Genomic DNA, 18,681 nt, shown 5'->3' with positions numbered 1-18,681 from the left:
AGTCCCTGACGATTGCGTGGTCCGGGAGCGCTCCCAACCGCGCAATCGTCAGGGACTACCGCGAAGGCCAGCCGGTGGGGGGACGGGGCTGCCGGGTCAGGCCAGCCGGGCGACCGCGGCGTCGACCCGCTCGTCGGTGGCGGTGAAGGCGACCCGCACGTGGCGGCCGCCGGCGCGGCCGTAGAACGCGCCCGGGGCGACCAGGACGCCGCGCTCGGCCAGCCAGGACACGGTCTCCCAGCAGTCCTCGTCGCGGGTGGCCCACAGGTACAGCGACGCCTCGGAGTGCTCGATGGTGAAGCCGGCGCCGAGCAGTGCGTCGCGCAGCTTGGCTCGGCGGGCGGCGTAGCGGGCGTGCTGCTCCAGGGCGTGCGCGTCGTCGTCGAGCGCGGCCTTCATCGCGACCTGCTGCGGGCCGGGCAGCATCAGCCCGAGGTTCTTGCGCACCGCGAGCAGCTCCCCGATGAGTGCGGTGTCGCCGGCCACGAAGCCGCACCGGTAGCCCGCCAGGTTGGAGCGCTTGGAGAGCGAGTGCACTGCGAGGATGCCCTCAGCGGAGCCGCCCGAGACCTTCGGGTGCAGCACGGAGACCGGCCGGTCCTCCCAGGCGCACTCCAGGTAGCACTCATCGGAGACCAGGATCGTGCCGCGCTCGCGGCACCAGTCGACGACCTTCTTCAGGTGCTCGGGCGGCAGCACCCGGCCGGTCGGGTTCGACGGGGAGTTCAGCCAGAGCAGCGCGGGCCGCTCCGGGCCGAGGGAGGTCAGCGAGTCCCTGGCGAGGGCGCGCGCGCCGGCGAGCGCCGCGCCGACCTCGTACGTCGGGTAGGCCAGCTCGGGGTAGACGACCAGGTCACCGGGGCCGAGGCCGAGGTGGACCGGCATCGAGGCGATCAGCTCCTTGGTGCCGATCACCGGCAGCACGGTGCCGTCCGCCGTGTCGAAGCAGGTCACGCCGTGCCGGCGGGCCAGCCAGTCCAGGCAGGACTCCCGCAGGTCGGCTCGGCCGGCGGTCTGCGGGTAGCCCGGCGAGTCCGCCGCGGCGCGCAGCGCCTCCTGGACGACCTCGGGCGTGGGGTCGACCGGGGTGCCGACCGAGAGGTCGACGATGCCGTCGGGGTGCGACCGCGCCTGCTCGGCGTACGGGACCAGGTGGTCCCAGGGGAAGTCCGGCAGCCGGGCCGAGACCCTGCGGTCGGGGCGGTCGAGCGGCGTGATCAGTGGTCCTGGTTCTGCGGGGGCAACTCGGCGATCATCGGGTGGTCGTGGTCGATCTCACCCAGCTTCGCCGCGCCGCCCGGGGAGCCGAGGTCGTCGAAGAAGTGCACGTTGGCGTCGTAGTACGCCTTCCACTCCTCCGGGGTGTCGTCCTCGTAGAAGATCGCCTCGACCGGACAGACCGGCTCGCAGGCCCCACAGTCCACGCACTCGTCGGGGTGGATGTAGAGCATCCGCTTGCCCTCGTAGATGCAGTCGACGGGGCACTCGTCGACACACGCCCGGTCCTTGACGTCGACGCACGGCTGGGAGATGACGTAGGTCACCGAATCCTCCTGTAGGGCGTAGCGGGAGCGCTGCTCGGCACAGCCTAGTATCCGAAACGTGGCCGAGGAGGTAGGACCCCACGATCTGGGCAAGCATGCGCTGGGTCCGCACGTGGTCGGCCAGCGGGTGGTGGTCCGCCGGCTGCTGCGCGACCGGACCGGGCCGTCGGGCGGACCGGCGTACACCGACGTCCTCGGCGTGTGCGTGTCGTGGGCGGACGGCGTCTGCGTGGTGCAGCGCGACTCGGGTGGTCCAGCCGGGTCGGATGGGGAGTCGGTGCACATCGCGACCGCGGACATCGTCTCCGGCAAGCCGGTGCCGCCGCGGCCCTCGCCGCGCCACCGGGTGCCGGCCCAGGAGGCGCAGCTGCGCGCGCTCGCGCTGTGGCCCCGGCTGGAGACCCGGCCGCTGGGCGACTGGCTGTTGCGGCACTCCCCCGGGACGACCGCGCGCCGGGCCAACTCGGTGCTGGCGATGGCGCCGTCCGGGGTGGCCGACGACTACGCGCAGGTGCTCGACTTCTACGCCGGACGCACCGGGCGGCCGATCGCGGCGGTGCTGCCGGACTCGGCCGAGGACCAGCTGTTCCGCTCGCACGGGTGGGTCGCCGAGAGCCACGACGCGGACACGCTCTTCCAGATGGCCGGGGTGGCGCAGGTGCGGCGGGCGCTGCGGGCCGCCCGCCCGGCGGAACCGACCGACCCGGCGGAGCTCGAGGAGGACGGCGACCTCGTGACGCTCCGGTTCGGCGACCGGGCCCGCGGGGTGGCGGCGTACGAGCGCGACTGGGTGGGCTTCCGCGGCATCGAGGTCGCCCCGGAGCACCGCCGCCAGGGGCTGGGGCTCGCGGTGCTGGCGGCGCTGCTGGAGTGGGGCGCCGAGCGCGGCGCGACCACGACGTACCTCCAGGTGCTCGGCGACAACGAGCCCGCGCTCGCGCTCTACGAGCGGCTGGGGTTCACCACGCACCACGCCTACCGCTACCTCGCGCCGTCCGCCTGAGCCAGGATCCCGCCCGCGTCACCGGGTGCCGAGCAGCCGCTCGCTGCGCGCGGTGAGCCACGGCCACGCGACCCGCACCACCGCGAGCAGCAGCGTGCCGGAGACGATCATGCCGCCGATGTTGGCGCCGAGCTGGGCGAGAGATCCGACGATCTCGCCGGGCTCACCGACCGCGAGGCCGAGTGCGAGGTTGCCGGCGGCCGGCACGGTCGTGACGCTGATGAAGACGCCGACCATGGTGGCGGTCTTCTCGATGGCCAGGGCCAGCGCGCCGGCGGCGCCGGCCAGCAGCGCGACCACGAACGACCACAGATCGGGGTGCCAGATGAACCCGGTGTTGGGCCGCGGGCGGGTGACGTCCGCGGCGGTGATCACCCCGGCCCAGGTGCCGAGCAGGGCGAACAGCGCGACCGCCGCGATCGCGAACACGAACGAGAGCACCAGCAGCCGCAGGCTGCGCCCGACCAGTCCCCAGCGGCCGAGCACCAGGCCGGCGCAGGCGGCAGCGATCGCACTGAACTCCGGGCCGACGACCATCGCGCCGACCACGAGCACCGCGGAGTCGGTGATCACCGCGATCGACGCGAGCGCGACCGCGATCACCAGGAACACCAGGTAGGACACGGTCGGCACCGCCCCCGACTCGGCCTGCGCCTCGACCGACTCCCAGATCACGGCGTCGTCGGGATGGCCCGGAGCGGCGGCCTCGAGCCGGCGGGCCGCCGCGAACGGCGTCCCCGTCGGCGTCGTGATCACGATGCCGCCGGTCTCGTCGAGCCCGAGCCGGTCGAGCTCGTCGAGCAGTTGGCCGGCCTGCTCCCGGGCCACGTCGCACTCCACGAGGTCGCCCTCGGGCTGCAGGCACGCGCCCGCGGCCACGGTGATGTTGGTGGTGCACGCGTGCTCGAGCAGCAGCGTGCGGACCGGGCCGGACAGGTCCGCCGGCACGGTGAGGCGGAGGTGGACCAGCACCCGTCGAGGGTACGGCGACAATCGGTTGGCGCCCCGGCGCCGTGCCGACCTACGATCGACGTGGCCGGGTGAGGCGTGACGACCCTCGTGACAGCACGGCCCGCGCGGATCGGCGTACCGACGAGAGGCCGGGACCCGGCGACGGGCAATCGGCGAAGGTGTGGTGGCACCGCGACCTTGCCCCCGCCCACACCTCCAGGGCTTCACCGCAACTGGAGGTAGTCATGCACCGCACGCTCTGTTCCGACCTGCCCGCCGCGACGCCCGGCTCGACCGTGCGGCTCCAAGGCTGGGTGCACCGGCGTCGTGAGCTGTCCGCGCTGACCTTCCTGGTGGTCCGCGACCGCAGCGGCCTGGCCCAGGTCGTGGTCCGCGACGGCTCGGCCGTGCCGCCCGAGGAGACGACCGTCGAGGTGGTCGGCACCGCGACCGCGAACGCCCAGGCGCCGGGCGGGATGGAGCTGACCGACCCGGTCGTCACCGCGCTGACCGAGCCGGCCGCGACCCCACCGGTGGAGCTGTGGCGCCCCGGCCTGGACGTCGTGCTGCCGACCCTGCTCGACCACGCGCCGGTGACCTGGCGACACCCGCGGCAGCGGGCCCGGTGGGAGCTGGCCGCGGCGTCGGTCCGGGGCTTCCGCGCGACCCTCGACGCCGCCGGCTTCACCGAGGTCCAGACCCCGAAGTTCGTGGCGTCGGCGACCGAGTCGGGGGCGAACGTGTTCGAGGTCGACTACTTCGGGCGGCCGGCGTACCTGGCCCAGAGCCCGCAGTTCTACAAGCAGCAGCTGGTCGGCGTCTTCGAGCGGGTCTACGAGGTCGGCCCGGTGTTCCGCGCCGAGCCGCACGACACGGTGCGGCACCTGGCGGAGTACGTCTCGCTCGACGTCGAGCTCGGCTTCGTCCGCGACCACCGCGACGTGCTGTCGGTGCTGCGCGACGTGCTCGCCGGGATGGTCGCGGCGGTGCACGAGCACGTCGGCGCCGCGGTGGAACGGTCCGGCGCGGCGATACCGGTCGTTCCCGAGGAGATCCCGGTCCTGCACTTCCGCGACGCGCTGGCACTGGTCGGTGCCCCCGAGGACGAGCCCGACCTGGCGCCCGAGCACGAGCGGGCGATCGGCGCCTGGGCGCTCACCGAGCACGGCAGCGACTTCGTGGCCGTCGAGGGCTACCCGATGGCGAAGCGACCGTTCTACACGCACCCGTGGCCGGGCGAGGAGAGGTGGTCGAACAGCTTCGACCTGCTGTTCCGCGGGCTCGAGCTGGTCACCGGGGGGCAGCGCCTGCACCGGCCCTCGGAGTACGACGCCGCGATCCGCGCCCGGGGCGAGGACCCGGCGGCGTACGCGCCGTACCTCCAGGCCTTCGAGCACGGCATGCCGCCGCACGGCGGGTTCGCGATTGGCCTGGAGCGGTGGACGGCCCGGCTCACCGGGGTCGCGAACATCCGCGAGGTGACGCTGTTCCCGCGCGACCTGACCCGGCTGACCCCCTGAGGGCCGGCGCGGGGAGTCGGTTTCCCCGGTGAACCGGGGAAACCGGAACTGTTGGGCCGAAACTTCGGGCCAGAGGTTCCAGCTTCGGCCCAACAGTCCGCGGTCAGGGGGCACCCGGGAGGCCGGTGGCACCGCACGTGGGGCGGTACGCCGGGTCGGGTTCACCCGATGACGACGGTGCGGATGTTGGTGAACTCGCGTGCGCCGAGTGGACCCAGCTCGCGACCGTAGCCGCTCTGCTTCACCCCCCCGAAGGGCAGCCGCGGGTCGGATGCGGTGGTGGCGTTGACGAAGAGCGCGCCGGAGCTGATCCGCGAACCGACCTCGAGCGCGTGGCCGGCATCCGCGGACCAGACGCTGGCCCCGAGGCCGTACGGGGTCGCGTTCGCGAGCGCCACCGCCTCGTCATCTGTGGCGAACTCGACGACCGCTGCTGCCGGGCCGAAGGTCTCTTCGGCCATGACCGGCATGTCGGGCGTGACGTTCACCAGGACGGTGGGGGCGTACCAGGCCGGTCCCCGGTCCAGCCGCTTGCCGCCCGTGAGGACGACCGCGCCGGCCGCGACCGACTCGTCGACCTGGCGCCCGAGGTTCTCCGCCAGATCAGCCCGGGCGAGCGGCCCGATCCTGGTGCCTTCCTCGCCCGGCGGTCCGATCGCCAGGTCTTCCACCGCGGCGGTGAAACGTCGAGCGAACTCGCCTGCCAGCGACTCGTGCACGATGAACCTCTTGGCACACAGGCACGACTGGCCGGTATTGAGGAAGCGCCCCGCCACCGCCTTGGGAACGACGACATCCAGATCGGCGTCGGCGAGCACGACGAACGGGTCGGATCCCCCGAGCTCCAGGACGGTCTTCTTGGCGGCGCGACCGGCACTCGCGGCGACGCTCGCTCCCGCCCTGTTGCTGCCGGTCAGGGTCACCGCAGCAACGCGATCGTCCTGGATGAGTCCGTCCACGACCCTGGGCACCTCAGCCTCGGCCACGAGAAGGGTGCGGAAGACGCCAGCCGGGAGGCCCGCCTGGGTGAGCACCTGCTCGATGGCGAGCGCGACCCCGGTCACGTTGGGCGAGTGCTTGAGGATTCCCGCGTTGCCCGCGGCGAGCGTGGGCGCGACGAAGCGGAACACCTGCCAGAACGGGTAGTTCCACGGCATGATCGCCAGCACCGTGCCGAGTGGCTCGTAACGGATGAAGCTGCGGGACCCGGCGGCGGAGACCTCTTCGTCCGCCAGCTGCCCGGGCGAGGTCTCGGCGTAGTACTCGCACACCCACGCACACTTCTCGACCTCCGCGATCGCCTCCGTTATCGGCTTGCCCATCTCGGCGGTCGCGAGGGCGCCGAGCTCGGCGGCCCGATCCCGCAGGATCCCGGCCGCCCGGAGGAGCACCCCGGTGCGGATCTCGACGGACGAGCCGGCCCAGAGGCTCTGGGCCGCGGTCACCTGGGCGAGCACGCCCTCGATGTCGGTGTCCGTCATGACCTCGTAGCGACGCAGCTCGCGGCCGGTCGCGGGGTCGACGGTGATGATCGGGTCAGCGGTCATGGCGAGGGCTCCTCTTGTCGAGCCCGGCCGGCGCCCGCCGGACCTCAGTCATCGATGGTGGTGTAGGTCTGCACCGATCGCTCCTCGAGGAACTCGAGGATGTAGCCGAACACGTTCTCCTGGAAATACGGCGTGGCCTTGTGCGCCTCGTAGCCGGCTTCGTCGACGTACTGCTCGTAGAGGAAGAAGGTGCGCGGGTCCTCGGGAGAGACCTGTGCCTGGTAGAAGAGGTTGGCCTCCTCGCCACGAGAGAGCGGTGTCATCTTCCGGATGACGTCCTCGACCCGCTTCTGCTCGCCCTCCTTGGCCTTCCAGATGGCGGCTACGACGAATGCCATGTGCGTTCCCTCTACTTCCTTCGATGGATGGGTGTGGTGATCTCGGGTCAGGCCGGTCGGTGCCCGACGACGTTGCGGAGTACTCCGATGCCGGAGGCCTCCATCTCGACCGTGTCGGCGGGGGCGAGCCAGCGACCCAGCTCCACGCCGCTGCCCCCGGTGGCCGTGCCGGAGCCGAGCACCTCGCCGGGTCGGAGCATCAGCGCCTGGGATGCGTAGACGATCATCGACTCGAACGTATGGTGCATGTCCCGGGTGTTGGCGCCGCCCCAACGCTCGCCGTTGACGCGGACCTCGAGCTCGATGTCGTGCGGGTCGACCTCGTCGGCGGTGACGATGCAGGGGCCGAGGACGTTCGAGCCGTCCCAGTCCTTCGCCTTGCCCGGACCCATCCCCACCGGCAGCTCGCCCGCCTGGACGTCACGCGCGGAGAGGTCGTTCCAGATCGTGTAGCCGAAGACGTGGTCGAGGGCGTTGTCCTCGGTGATGTCCTTCCCCGGACGGCCGATGACCGCGGCGAGCTCGAGCTCGTGGTCGAGCCGCTGGGTGTACGCCGGCCACGGGATCTCGTCCTCCGGTCCGATCACGGTGTCCGGTAGTCCCTTGTAGTAGGCCGGAAGCCGGTACCACTCCTCCGGTATCGCCTTGCCGAGGGCCGGGAAGACGTTGAGTAGATGGCCCTCGAAGGCGAGGAAGTCACGCAGCGTGCGTGGCCGCAAGGGTGCCCGCAGCACCGCGTTCGCGACACCCCGGGTGGTCCCGACCGGTGCCCCGGCCTCGATGAACGCGACCATGTCGCCGTCGAACCCGGCATCGACCACGGCGTCGCCGTCGAGGTACCCGACCCGGCGACCGCGGCCTTCCGGAGACTCGTAGGTCACGTACCTCACTGGCCGGCCTCCCCGGCTCCGCCCATGGACATCAGGTGGTCGCTAGAGCGTCGTGACGGGCCGCGACTGCAGCATGTAGAGGCCGGTGGAGTCGTAGGCCCACTCGATGTCCTGGGGGCAGCCGTTCAGCTCCGCGAGGTGGAGCCCCAGCCGCGCGAGCTCGGCCAGCTCGGCCTCCGAGAGGACCTGTTCGTCGACGACCCGCGCCTTCTTCAGCGTTCCCTGCCGGTCCAGCGTGTAGTAGTCGGGGGTGACCTCGCCGGAGACGACGTGCTCCCCGACGCCGCGGGCGGCCTCGACGACGATGCGGTCCCGGCGGTGGTTCACCGGGTCGACGGTGAACATGACACCCGCCTTCTCCGCGTCGACCATCTGCTGGACGACGACGGCCATGGAGATGTCCTGCAGGTCTCCCTTGTGCTCGCGATAGAACAGCGCACGATCGGAGAAGAAGGAGAGCCAGCAGTCCACCACCTTCTCCAGCACGTCGTCCAACGACTCGACGAACAGGTAGGTCTCCTGCTGGCCCGCGTACGACGCGTCGTTCCCGTCCTCGGCGCAGGCCGAGGACCGCACCGCCACGGAGGTGCCTCGCGGTAGCTCGTCGTAGGCGGCCCTCACCAGCTCGACGGGCGGCTCGGTCTCCGCCACGACGGCACGGGCGCCCTCCAGGTCTCGGACCTCGAGGCAGCCCAAGAGCCTCCCCGCATCCACCGCCTCCCCGAACGCGGTCGACGTGATCACGAAGCCGGGCGGCACCGGGAGCCCGTTCTGGGTCATGGCGGCGAGGCTCGCGCCCTTGCCCCCCGACAACGCGACCTCGCGGCATCGCGCGTCGGTGAAGGGGAGGACGAGGGGGGTCTCGGGCATGGACGCGTCCTTCCGAATGGATGCTTCCGGTCGGACCGCCGTGCTCACAGCTGACCTCGCGCATGGGCAGCCCGGTCCGCCGCGCTCTCACCTTGGTCGGCCGAGAGCACCTGGACCATGCCGGTCGTCCCGTTCACGCGGATCTTGTCACCGGTCTTGATCCTGCGGGTCGCGTCCGAGGTCCCCACGACAGCCGGGATGCCGAACTCACGAGAGACCACCGCCGGGTGCGACGCCATGCCACCGGCATCGGTGACGAGGCCCCCGATCTTCGTGAACAGAACGACCCAGGACGGGCTGGTCATCCGGCAGATGATGATCTCGCCCTGCTCCACCTGGCTGAACTGCTCGGGCGAGAGGACGACGCGGGCCGTCCCCTCGATGACTCCCTTCGAGGCTCCCAGGCCCTGGATCTCGCCCTCGACCTCCGACGGCTTGCGGTAGACCTTGTCCGGGAACGCCCACAGCGCCAGGTACGGGAACGCCAGGTTCTCCTCGGTCGCGGTCCCCAACCAGTCGCGCGGGCGCAGCTCGTAGGCGGTCTCACGTTCGTCACGGCGGTCACCGACCAGTGCCTCGGCGTCGAACCCGTTGCTGCCGGCCATGAGGGTGCGCAGCTCGTTGTAGCGCAGGTACATGACGTCCTCGGGGTCGGCGAGCTTGCCGAGGTCGACCAGCATCTCGCCGATCGCGATCAGCACCAGCCGGACCCGGGCGTTGGTTCCTTGGTCGATGTAGAAGTGGTGGTCGGGTGTCAGCGGGTTCATCCGGAGGCTCAGGTCGAGCGCGCTCCGGAGGCGGTCGAGGTCCTCGCCCTGGACGCCGTCGACCGCCTCCGCCTTGGCCGCCTCGAGGTCCTTGCCGACCGCAGCGATCTCGGCCGGGTAGTCGTAGTCGGCCTCGAGGTAGCTGCGGATCGACTCCAGGACCGGAGCGGGGTCCTCCCGCCAGGTCTTGAAAGAGAACTCGTGGGCGTACATCGACTTGTACCCGAAGACGGCCTGGTAGGACTCGATCTCCTTCGCCAGGAAGGCCTGGCCCTCGGGCGTCGATTCCAGCGCCACCCGGATCTCGGACGCGGTGTCCCTCGTGAAGGCATCGGCGACCGGTCCGCCATCCTTCCTGATCTGCTCCTTGATCTTCCACAGCTCCTCGATGGAGTCCCAGTTGCGGTTCTCCAGCGAGCTCTGCAGGCGACCCATCAGGTCGGAGTGGTCGCCCTCACCCTTCACCTCGGCGATGATGGCGTTGAGGTTCGTGGTGGACGAGAACTGGGCGAAGTTGAGCACCCAGTGGATCTGCCAGTGGCGGTCGTGCATGTCGATCGCGTCCTCGAGGAGGATCGCGAGCTCGACCAGGCTGGCGGACTCGTAGTCGTAGGCGTCGAAGCGCTCGAAGTTGCGCGTCATCTCGGGCACGAGACGATCCCGCCACCAGTGCAGGAAGTTCTCTGCGTAGTAGGGCAACGTCCAGCCGAGGTAGCCACCGATCTCCGCGGCGTACTCGTCGTTGTCCGGGACGCGAGGCACGTAGCGGGCGCCGTACTCGGTCGTCTCGGCCGACAGTCCGGGCTGCGCCGGGATCGCCGCGGTGTAGACGTACCCGTTGACGACCTTGGAGATCCAGTCCGAGGCGAAGGGTGTCCCGAACCGACGGAACATGTAGTCGCACTTGAGCCACCATCCGCCGATGTCGGCGTACATCGGCGAGACCGGGTTGGGGATGTGCAGGTCGTCGTGGACCCACAGGAGGTCCTGTTGGCCGTCCTCCCAGCGGACAGGGAACTCCTCGTCTCCGAAGAAGGTCGCAACGGTCTGGGTCATCGGGGCCCCTCCTGGTGGGTGGCGTCAGCTTCGTGGCTACGGCACTGCAATGGATTATCGATAATCTAAAGTGACGTGGGTCACTCGTCAAGGCTCGGACCCCCGCAGCCCGGGACTGCTGCCCCGGGCTGCGGGCGACTGCCGATCAGGCAGTGGCGAAGGGGCTCACCACTCGCAGACGTTCGGCGGGTTCTCCGGGTCGCACTTCGCCTCGGTGGCGATGGCCTCGACGACCTCCATGGCACGCTCGCCGTCGAGCTCCACCGGCTCCCCGTGGCTGCCGTCCTCGGCGAAGGGCGTGTAGGCCTGGACGATCTGGTTCACGCCGCCGTCGGTGTAGTCGCCGGAGCCGGTGATGCCCTCGTAGTCGATGTCCTCACCGTCCCGGATGAGCTCGAGGCAGTCCGCGTAGGTGTAGCAAACCTCCCCGGGAGCCTCCCCGACCTCGTGCATGGCCGGCGCCCAGTCACTCACCTTGTAGGAGCCGCCGGCCTCGACCGCGAGCGCGGTCTGCACCATCAGGTCATAGGTCGAGTAGTGGTAGGCGTCGCTCGGCGGACCGAACTTGTCGGCATAGCCGGGTGTGCTCTCCCAGAGCTCGGAGAAGAAGTCCCAGGCCGGCGACTCGTCGTTGTAGGAGAAGGCGGCGAAGCCGATCCCCTTCTGCTTGGCGAGCGGTCCGGTGCCCAGGGTCTTGATGAACTCGGGCTGGACCCACCCGGTCTCGCCGATCCACTCCAGGGAGATGCCCGCCTCGGTGGCCTGCTTGATCAGCGTTGCGGACTCCACGGAACCGGCCTGGACGATGACCGCGTCGGGGTTGAGGTCCGCGATCCTCCGAGCCTCGGCAACGTAGGAGGGCTGCTCGGCACCGGCATCGATCCGCTCGAGGACCTCGAGGCCGAGGTACTCGGCGGTCCGCTCGGCGGCGTCCGCCGCCAGCTGGAAGCCTTCGACGTTGGTGGCGAAGATGGCCACCGACTTGGCGCCGATCTGCTCGGCGTAGAGCGCGCCGGTCATGCCGAGCGTCTCGTCCAGCCCCTGAGCGCGGAAGATGGGCTCCTCGACCTTGCCGCCGAGGTTCCCAGGGATCGCCCCACCGTGAACCGAGGGTGCGAGGGGGCTGTCCTCCTCCTGCCAACGCTCCATCATGAGGTCGCGGTAGGTCCGGTAGCCGTGAGCGATGCTGACCAGGATCTCCGCACCGTGCCGGTCCAGGCAGGTGCGCGCGGCCTGCGCCTCACCCACCGTGCCGAGGTCCTCGTGGAACAGCTTCCAGGACCGGCCGAGCGGCGGATCCTCGTTGATGACCTCTTCGACCGGGAACACGACATCGGCGGTCAAGGACTCGCCGTAGGAGCCGAACTCGCCGGTGTAGTAGGCGAGCTCGCAGACCGCCACATCGTCTGTCGCCTCCTTCTCCTTGCCGGAGCTGGTGGTGCAGCCAGCGGCCACCAGCGTGATGGCGAGCAGCGCAACGAGTGCGCGGCCTACCGGGACCGAACGCTTCATCGGGGTGTTCCTCTCTCCGTGCCAGTTCTTTCCTGGTCAGATCTGATAGGCGTGCTTCAGCTGCTCAGTGGTGAGCTCGGATGCCTCCATCACGGCCGACTTCTGGCCGAGGCTGAGCACCATCACGCGGTCGGCGACCCCGAGTGCCTGCGTGGCGTTCTGCTCCGCGACGACGATGGCCACCTGCCGTTCGTCGCGGATGCGCCGGATGGCCTCGAAGAACGTGCTGACGTACAGCGGGGACAGCCCCGCGGTCGGTTCGTCGAGGAGGAGGAGCGTGGGATCCTGCATGAGGGCGCGACCGCAGGCGACCATGCGCGACTCGCCGCCGCTGAGGGTTCCGGCGCGCAGGTTCAGCTTGCGCTTGAGGTCAGGGAAGAACGTGAAGACCTCGTCGACGCGCTCGGACACAGACCGGTCGCCGAACATCCCGCCCACTCGCAGGTTGTCCATGACGGTCAGGTCGGGGAAGACACCGCGCTCCTGGGGCACGTACCCCACACCGAGGCCCGCGCTCTGGTAGGCCCTCATCCGGCTGATGTCGGTGCCTTTGAAGGTGACGGTCCCGGCCATCAACGGATTGAGGCGTGCCAGCGTGGCAAGGAGGGTCGTCTTCCCTGCGCCATTGGCGCCCAGGATCGCGAAGACCTCGTCGCCGACCGTGAAGTCGACCTCGTCGAGGACGGCGATCCCGTCGTAGCCGGCTCGCAGGCCGCTGACCTCGAGCACCCTGGTGGCCTCAGACATGACCCTGGCCCAGGTAGCTCTCGACGACGGTCCCGTGTTCCCGGATCTCCGACGGCTCACCGCGGAGCATCACCCGGCCTTCGGCCATGAAGGTCACCTGGGTACAGAGGTTCCAGATCACGTCGAGGTCGTGCTCGATGATGACGACGGTGGTGCCGTCGGCGGCCAGGCCGCCCACGGCGTCCATGACCCTCTGGGTCACCTCTGCCGGAAGCCCCGCCGTCGGCTCGTCCAGGAGCAGGACGGCAGGCTTCAGCAGCAGGCATCGGATGATGTCGACGAGCTTCTTCTCGCCCGCCGAGAGCGCCAGCCGGCGGGTGTTCCCCAGCCCGAAGTGATCGAGCTGGCGCTCGATCTCGGCCCGGTGCTCGTCGTAGGTCGATCGTTCCCCCTTCAGGTGAAGGGGGAACTCACGACGTTCGGGAGTGACCGAGAGCAGAAGCGAGTCGAGGATCGTCAGCCCCTCGAAGTCAGTGATCACCTGGTTGGTCTTCACGACTCCGCACTGAGCGATCTTGTGTGCGCGCAGCTGCGAGAGCACGACGTCGTGATGCCCCGTCCGCTCGAGACGGATCTGCCCGGTGTCAGCCCTGAGAGACCCCATGATCAGGCGCATCAGGGTCGTCTTGCCCGCACCGTTCGGGCCGATGAGTCCTTCGATGGGATGGTCGCCGAGGCTGAGGTCCTCGACATCGACCACCGTGCGGCCGGCGAAGCTCTTCGAGACGTCGGTGAGGGTGAGCCGCGGGCGCGGGGCGGTCCGGGTCGGCAGCTCGGTGCGGAAGGTCGTGCTGGATTCAGGCACCGTGGATCCTCCTCATGAGTCGGTCGCGCCGCATGTGGCCGAGCAGGCCGAGCGGCCGGAAGATCAGGACAAGGATGAGCGCCAGTCCGAACAGGACCTCGCGCAGCAGCGGAATCGTCTGGGTGTACCACTCCGCCGGCAGCGGGATGTAGGACTGGATGACGATGTCGAAGACCCCGACTGTCAGGATCACTCCGACCACCGCCCCGAGCACCCGCACCGAACCACCGACAACCAGGCCGACGACGGCGGCGAGGGTCAGCTCGATGCCCAGGCTGGACACCTCGAGGAACCGCACCATCACCCCGTACATGGCCCCGAGCAGTCCCATGAGCGCAGAGGTGACCGTGAACAGTCCGAGCTTGGTGCGCGTCGCGGGCTTGCCGAGACTCTTCGCGAGCGGCTCGTTGCTTCCGATCGCGATGAGCAGTCGGCCATAGGGATTGCGATGCACGAGCCAGACGTAGGCGAGGATCCCAGTGACGAGCGCGACCAGCACGAGAAGCCAGATCAGCTCGTTCACGGCGACGTCGCCGGTGTCGTAGGGGAAGCGCAGGCCTCCCATGCCGAGGGCCCCGCCCGTGAGGTCTTGTTCCGTCGTCGCGAGCAGCGCGACGACCGTCGCGAACCCCAGTGTCCCGACCATCACACCGTCGACGTCCAGGTCGGCGATCAGCCACCCGACGAGGAGGCCGCACAGACCCGCCGCCATGGTGGCCAGCGCGGCGCACACGAGGAACTGGATCGGGTCCTCGAACGGCCAGTCGACCCGGACGTACAGGACGCCGAAGGCGTAGAGCCCGATCCCCCAGAAGCCGACCACGCCGAAGTTGGCGATGCGGCTCAGGCCGAGCTGGAGGTGCAGCAGGAGCGCCAGCCCGATCAGCATGACGACGTGGAACAGGCCTGAGATCAGGAACGTGTCGAGAACCATGGCGTCAGACCTTCGTGCTCTCGGTGAGCCGGCGGCCGCGGGCCTTGAGCACGACCAGGAAGCCGGCGATGAGGACGACGTGCGCGTACAGGACCTGGCCGAGGGTCAGGGTCATGAATGCGAGCGCGATGCCCGTGGCGATGCCGACGACCATCACGCCGTTCAGGCCCCAGATCCCGCCGACGAGGACGACGAGAAGTATCAGGATGAAGACCCGGCTTCCGAGCATCGGACTGACCGAGGAGCCGACGCCGTAGAACGCACCGGCCATGCCACCCGCCAGTCCGGCGATGAACCAGATCAGCACCGTCACCGCGAACGGACGGATCCCGCTGGCCTGGGCCAGCGCCTCGTCCCCTGCCAGCGCACGGACCATGAGGCCGTAGCGGGACCGCTGGATGAACAGGTAGAGGCCCACGGCGAGGACCAGCACGCTGATCAGGGCCACCAGACGGAACGACGCCACCCCGACCCCGAGGATGTTGACACTGTCCGGGGGCGGCACGTCGAAGAACCGCACCGGCGTGCCGAAGACGAACTGGAGCCCGTAGCGCAGGGCGATCGACAGGCCGAACGAGATGATGATGAGCTCGAGCGTTCCCACGCCGCGGAGCTTCGCGGGGCGGAAGATCAACAGGTAGGTCGCCACGCTCAGGAGGCCGGCCAGTACCCCTGCCGGGACCAGGACCGCGAAGAAGCCGAGCCCGTAGGTCGTGTTCAGGTGCATGGCGAAATAGGCCCCCAGCGTCACCGTCTCCGCGTAGGCCACGTTGATCAGCCCCGTCAGGCGGTACAGCAGCGCGAAGCCGGTGGCGGCCAGCACCAAGGGGGCGTGCTCGGTGAGTCCGATGACGACGGAGGGAACGACCGAGGAGGTGTTCCCGGTCATCCAGATCAGCGCGAGCAGTGCGACGGCGGCGACCACCGGCGTCCCCGCGCGGCCGAGGTTGCGACTCGTCGGGTCTTGCGGCGAGGGCAGCAGCAGCTGCTCACTCACGGCCCGATCCGATGAGCGGCCGCTCACGTCAGCCCGCCGATAGCGGCTCGCGCGCGGGGGCCCGGCGTGCCTCGCCCGGGCCGGTGAGTCGCGTCCATCTCCACCCAATCTCCCGGGTCGATGACCCCGGACCAATCAGTCGATTCTCGATAATAGATGGAATGTAACCGCGGTCACATGACCCGTCAAGGCCCGAAAATCGGGTCCGCTAGCCTCGCTTGACAGTCATGCATCGAGAATCGATTATGTCTGGAAGCCGGACGAGAGCACGAGCGATCGCTGTTCCGGGATGGCCCAGGCTCGAGTCCCTACGGAGGTCAACGTGCAGCGCGTCACGCCCCATGTCTTCACGTCCACCACGATCCGTGGCTGCAACCCCAGCTACGTCGTGACCACGGCCGGCGTCGTCCTCATCGACACGCCGCAGCTGCCGACCAAGGCACTCGAGATGCGCAAGCAGGCCGAGGCGGAGGGCCCGATCCGGTTCGTCATCAACACCGAGCACCACGTCGACCACATCTTCGGCAACTACTTCTTCAAGGGCGCCGGCGAAGTGGTCCACCATCAGGGCGTCGCGGACAACTTCATGGTCCCGACCCCCGATCTGGACCCGTTCGCGTACGCCATCGAAGCCATCCCCACCGACGATCCGGAGGCTGCGGCCATCGTGCCCGACCGGGACACCTACTACGAGGACCCGAACCGCGGTGATCTGGTGTTCACCGGCGATCTGGACCTCAAGGTCGGCGAGAAGACCTTCCACCTAATCCACACGCCCGGCCACACCCCTGGGCAGGTCGCGGTGTACGTGCCGGACGAGCGCGTGGTCTTCACCGGTGACACGGTGTTCTCCCAGTGTCAGACCTGGCTGATGACCTCCGACGTCGAGCAGTGGGTCGGTGCGCTCGACGTGATCGGCAGCCTCGAGGTCGACACGGTCGTCCCCGGTCACGGACCGGTGACCACCCCCGACTACCTGGCCACTCAGCGTGCGGTGCTCCTGGAGTGGACCGGTGCCGTCGCCGAGGCGGTGGCGCTGGGCTGGTCGCGCGAGGAGACCATCGCTCGCATCGACTTCCGCGACAAGTTCGGCCCGGTCGACATCGGCCAGGGCTACATGATGGACCACATCCAGACGCTCAACGCCGCGTCGCTGTGGGACAAGTTCACCACCAAGCGCTCCCCTGCCCGCTGAGCGCGCACACCCACTTCGACCGGAGGAACTTCATGGCGACGGCCCAGGTCAGCACGACCGAACTGCAGCGCTTCAGGCTCGACGATCGCGTGGCCATCGTCGCGGGTGGCTCGGGCGGTGTCGGCGTCCGGACCTGCGCTGCACTCGCCGGTGTCGGCGCCAAGGTGGCCGTCATCGGCCGGTCCGAAGCGGGACTCGCCGCGGCCCGCAGTGCCGTGGAGGACGCCGGGGGCGAGGCTCTGGTCATCACCGGAGACATGACTCAGAAGGAGGCCGCCGATGACGCCATCGCGCAGACCCTCGGTGCCTTCGGCCGCGTCGACGTCCTGGTCAACGGGATCGGCGGCGGCGCCGGTACCGCCCTGCACGCTGCCGAGGACTACCCGCAAGCGGACTGGAACCGGATCCTCGACCTGAACCTGACGACGGCCCTGCTGGTCTCCCAGGCCGCGGCCCGGGCCATGGTCGCCGGCGGCCGGGGCGGCGCCATCCTCAACATCAGCTCCGTGCGCGGCCAGCTCGGCATCGACGCGGGCTTCTCAGCCTATGTCGCGGCCAAGGGCGCGCTGGACGCCTTGACCCGACAGCACGCCACGGAATGGGCCAAGCACGACATCCGGGTGAACACCATCTCGCCGACGTTCGTGCGCACCGAGCAGGCGGCGGAGCTGCTCGCCGCCCCCGGGTTCTACGACAACCTGGTCAGCCGGATCCCGCTGCACCGGATCGCGGAGACCGACGACCTGGTCGGCGCCGTCCTCTTCTTCTGCACCGATGCCTCGTCCTTCGTGACCGGACAGCTGCTCACGCTCGACGGCGGCCTGACGGCCACCCAGTGAGTGATCCGTCCGTGACCACCACGGCCACGTGTGCCGTCGTCCGCGAGACGGGCGGCCCGTTCCGGCTCGAGCAGGTCGAGCTCTCGGGGCCTCGGCCGGACGAGGTTCTCGTCGAGGTGGTGGCCTCCGGCTTGTGCCACACCGACCTGCTGGTGCGCGACTCCCGGCCGGATTCCCTTCCCGCGGTGCTCGGTCACGAGGGAGCAGGGATCGTGAGGGAGACGGGAAGCGCGGTCCGCGAAGTCGGGGCCGGTGACAAGGTGGTGCTCAGCTTCCCGTCCTGCGGCCGGTGCCGTCGCTGCCGCACCGGCTGGTCGGCGTACTGCGACTCCATCGCGCAGCTGAAGTTCGGCTGCTGCCGCGCCGACGGCTCGGTGGCCACGACCGACCTGGACCACCGTCCGGTCGGGGACCATTTCTTCGGTCAATCCTCCTTCGGGACATTCTGCGTCGCCAACGCGCGCAGCGTCGTGAGAGTCCCGGACGACACCGACCTGCGCATCGCCGGGCCGTTGGCCTGCGGGGTGCAGACCGGTGTCGGCGCCGTGCTCGACGTGCTCCGAGTGACCCCCGGGTCCTCGGTGGCGGTCTACGGGACCGGCTCCGTCGGCCTGTGCGCCGTCATGGCGGCGCGGCTGTGCGGCGCGACCACGATCGTGGCGGTGAACCGCCGCGCCTCCCGGCTCGAGCTGGCGGCCGAGCTCGGGGCCACCCACCTGGTGTCGCCCGAGGCGGTCGATCCGGTCGAGGCGATCCGGGAGGCGACCGGGGGCCGGGGCGTCGACTTCGCGCTCGAGACGACGGGCGTCCCGACCGTCCTGACCCAGGCGGTGCGGTCGTTGGACTCCCTCGGCACCTGCGCCTTCGTCGGCACGGCACCGCCCGGCGCCACCGGGGGCATCGTGATGCTCGAGGCGATGACCAGGGGCCTGACCGTGCGCGGCGTCCTGCAGGGCGACAGCACTCCGAGCCAGATGATCCCCCGCATGCTCACGCTGCACCAACGCGGCCTGCTCCCGTTCGACCGGTTGATCACCCACTACTCGTTCGACGAGATCAACCGGGCCGCCTCCGACTGCGTCAGCGGTGACGTGGTCAAGCCGGTGCTCCTGATGAGCGGCGGCCCGGCGTGACGGGCGCACTCGACAGACAACCAGGCGTGGAGC

General features: G+C 69.9%; 18 protein-coding genes. 5 read left to right on the top strand and 13 right to left on the bottom strand.

The genetic code is table 11. The features are described 5' to 3' along the window. Positions 1-96 precede the first annotated feature (96 nt). Positions 97-1,218, bottom strand: a complete 1,122-nt coding sequence (gene dapC / locus NOCA_RS07450) for a succinyldiaminopimelate transaminase (protein ID WP_238383485.1) — start codon at positions 1,216-1,218, stop codon at positions 97-99. Then, positions 1,218-1,544: a ferredoxin gene (fdxA, locus tag NOCA_RS07445; protein ID WP_011754654.1), complete on the bottom strand. Its 327-nt coding sequence runs from the start codon at positions 1,542-1,544 to the stop codon at positions 1,218-1,220. Before fdxA ends, dapC begins: the two co-directional genes overlap by 1 nt. A gap of 58 nt (positions 1,545-1,602) precedes the next feature. Between fdxA and NOCA_RS07440 the strand changes: the two genes are divergently transcribed. Beyond that, positions 1,603-2,547, top strand: coding sequence for a GNAT family N-acetyltransferase (locus tag NOCA_RS07440; RefSeq protein ID WP_140403900.1), 945 nt, complete (start codon positions 1,603-1,605; stop codon positions 2,545-2,547). An 18-nt stretch (positions 2,548-2,565) separates the two neighbouring features. Here the strand turns inward: NOCA_RS07440 and NOCA_RS07435 are convergent, their stop codons facing one another. Continuing rightward, on the bottom strand, positions 2,566-3,519 hold the full coding sequence (locus NOCA_RS07435) for a DUF389 domain-containing protein (RefSeq protein WP_140403899.1): 954 nt from the start codon (positions 3,517-3,519) through the stop codon (positions 2,566-2,568). Between the two features lie 224 nt (positions 3,520-3,743). Between NOCA_RS07435 and aspS the strand changes: the two genes are divergently transcribed. Continuing rightward, complete coding sequence (gene aspS / locus NOCA_RS07430; protein WP_011754651.1) at positions 3,744-5,018, top strand: aspartate--tRNA(Asn) ligase; 1,275 nt, start codon at positions 3,744-3,746, stop codon at positions 5,016-5,018. A 161-nt stretch (positions 5,019-5,179) separates the two neighbouring features. Here the strand turns inward: aspS and NOCA_RS07425 are convergent, their stop codons facing one another. The 10 genes from NOCA_RS07425 to NOCA_RS07380 all read right to left on the bottom strand — a co-directional run bounded on the left by NOCA_RS07425 (position 5,180) and on the right by NOCA_RS07380 (position 15,481). Then, on the bottom strand, positions 5,180-6,565 hold the full coding sequence (locus NOCA_RS07425) for an NAD-dependent succinate-semialdehyde dehydrogenase (RefSeq protein WP_011754650.1): 1,386 nt from the start codon (positions 6,563-6,565) through the stop codon (positions 5,180-5,182). Between the two features lie 44 nt (positions 6,566-6,609). Then, positions 6,610-6,903: a putative quinol monooxygenase gene (locus tag NOCA_RS07420; RefSeq protein WP_011754649.1), complete on the bottom strand. Its 294-nt coding sequence runs from the start codon at positions 6,901-6,903 to the stop codon at positions 6,610-6,612. Positions 6,904-6,950: 47 nt separating this feature from the next. Beyond that, a complete protein-coding gene (locus NOCA_RS07415) occupies positions 6,951-7,784 on the bottom strand; it encodes a fumarylacetoacetate hydrolase family protein (RefSeq protein WP_202944655.1) in 834 nt (277 codons plus the stop codon). A gap of 51 nt (positions 7,785-7,835) precedes the next feature. Further along, positions 7,836-8,663 (bottom strand): PEP/pyruvate-binding domain-containing protein, encoded by an 828-nt coding sequence (locus tag NOCA_RS07410; protein WP_011754647.1) that lies wholly within the window; start codon positions 8,661-8,663, stop codon positions 7,836-7,838. A gap of 44 nt (positions 8,664-8,707) precedes the next feature. Then, a complete protein-coding gene (locus tag NOCA_RS07405) occupies positions 8,708-10,486 on the bottom strand; it encodes a PEP-utilizing enzyme (protein ID WP_011754646.1) in 1,779 nt (592 codons plus the stop codon). Positions 10,487-10,651: 165 nt separating this feature from the next. Then, positions 10,652-11,998, bottom strand: coding sequence for an ABC transporter substrate-binding protein (locus NOCA_RS07400; protein ID WP_011754645.1), 1,347 nt, complete (start codon positions 11,996-11,998; stop codon positions 10,652-10,654). Positions 11,999-12,034: 36 nt separating this feature from the next. Continuing rightward, complete coding sequence (locus NOCA_RS07395; RefSeq protein WP_011754644.1) at positions 12,035-12,745, bottom strand: ABC transporter ATP-binding protein; 711 nt, start codon at positions 12,743-12,745, stop codon at positions 12,035-12,037. Next, positions 12,738-13,550: an ATP-binding cassette domain-containing protein gene (locus NOCA_RS07390; RefSeq protein ID WP_011754643.1), complete on the bottom strand. Its 813-nt coding sequence runs from the start codon at positions 13,548-13,550 to the stop codon at positions 12,738-12,740. Before NOCA_RS07390 ends, NOCA_RS07395 begins: the two co-directional genes overlap by 8 nt. Beyond that, a complete protein-coding gene (locus tag NOCA_RS07385) occupies positions 13,543-14,484 on the bottom strand; it encodes a branched-chain amino acid ABC transporter permease (protein WP_011754642.1) in 942 nt (313 codons plus the stop codon). Before NOCA_RS07385 ends, NOCA_RS07390 begins: the two co-directional genes overlap by 8 nt. Positions 14,485-14,488: 4 nt before the next feature. After that, complete coding sequence (locus NOCA_RS07380) at positions 14,489-15,481, bottom strand: branched-chain amino acid ABC transporter permease (RefSeq protein WP_041546362.1); 993 nt, start codon at positions 15,479-15,481, stop codon at positions 14,489-14,491. Positions 15,482-15,803: 322 nt separating this feature from the next. On the opposite strand from NOCA_RS07380, the gene NOCA_RS07375 reads away from it, so the two are divergent. The 3 genes from NOCA_RS07375 to NOCA_RS07365 are packed head-to-tail and all read left to right on the top strand — an operon-like array spanning position 15,804 to position 18,648. Further along, positions 15,804-16,676, top strand: coding sequence for an MBL fold metallo-hydrolase (locus tag NOCA_RS07375; RefSeq protein ID WP_011754640.1), 873 nt, complete (start codon positions 15,804-15,806; stop codon positions 16,674-16,676). Positions 16,677-16,708: 32 nt separating this feature from the next. Beyond that, a complete protein-coding gene (locus NOCA_RS07370) occupies positions 16,709-17,515 on the top strand; it encodes an SDR family NAD(P)-dependent oxidoreductase (protein ID WP_011754639.1) in 807 nt (268 codons plus the stop codon). Between the two features lie 11 nt (positions 17,516-17,526). Further along, positions 17,527-18,648: an NAD(P)-dependent alcohol dehydrogenase gene (locus NOCA_RS07365; RefSeq protein WP_011754638.1), complete on the top strand. Its 1,122-nt coding sequence runs from the start codon at positions 17,527-17,529 to the stop codon at positions 18,646-18,648. The last annotated feature ends 33 nt before the right edge of the window (positions 18,649-18,681 follow it).

It is taken from the genome of Nocardioides sp. JS614, from assembly GCF_000015265.1.
GTDB lineage: Bacteria > Actinomycetota > Actinomycetes > Propionibacteriales > Nocardioidaceae > Nocardioides.
The sequence above is the reverse complement of the archived record's forward strand: the minus strand, read 5'-3'. Positions and strand labels throughout refer to the sequence as shown.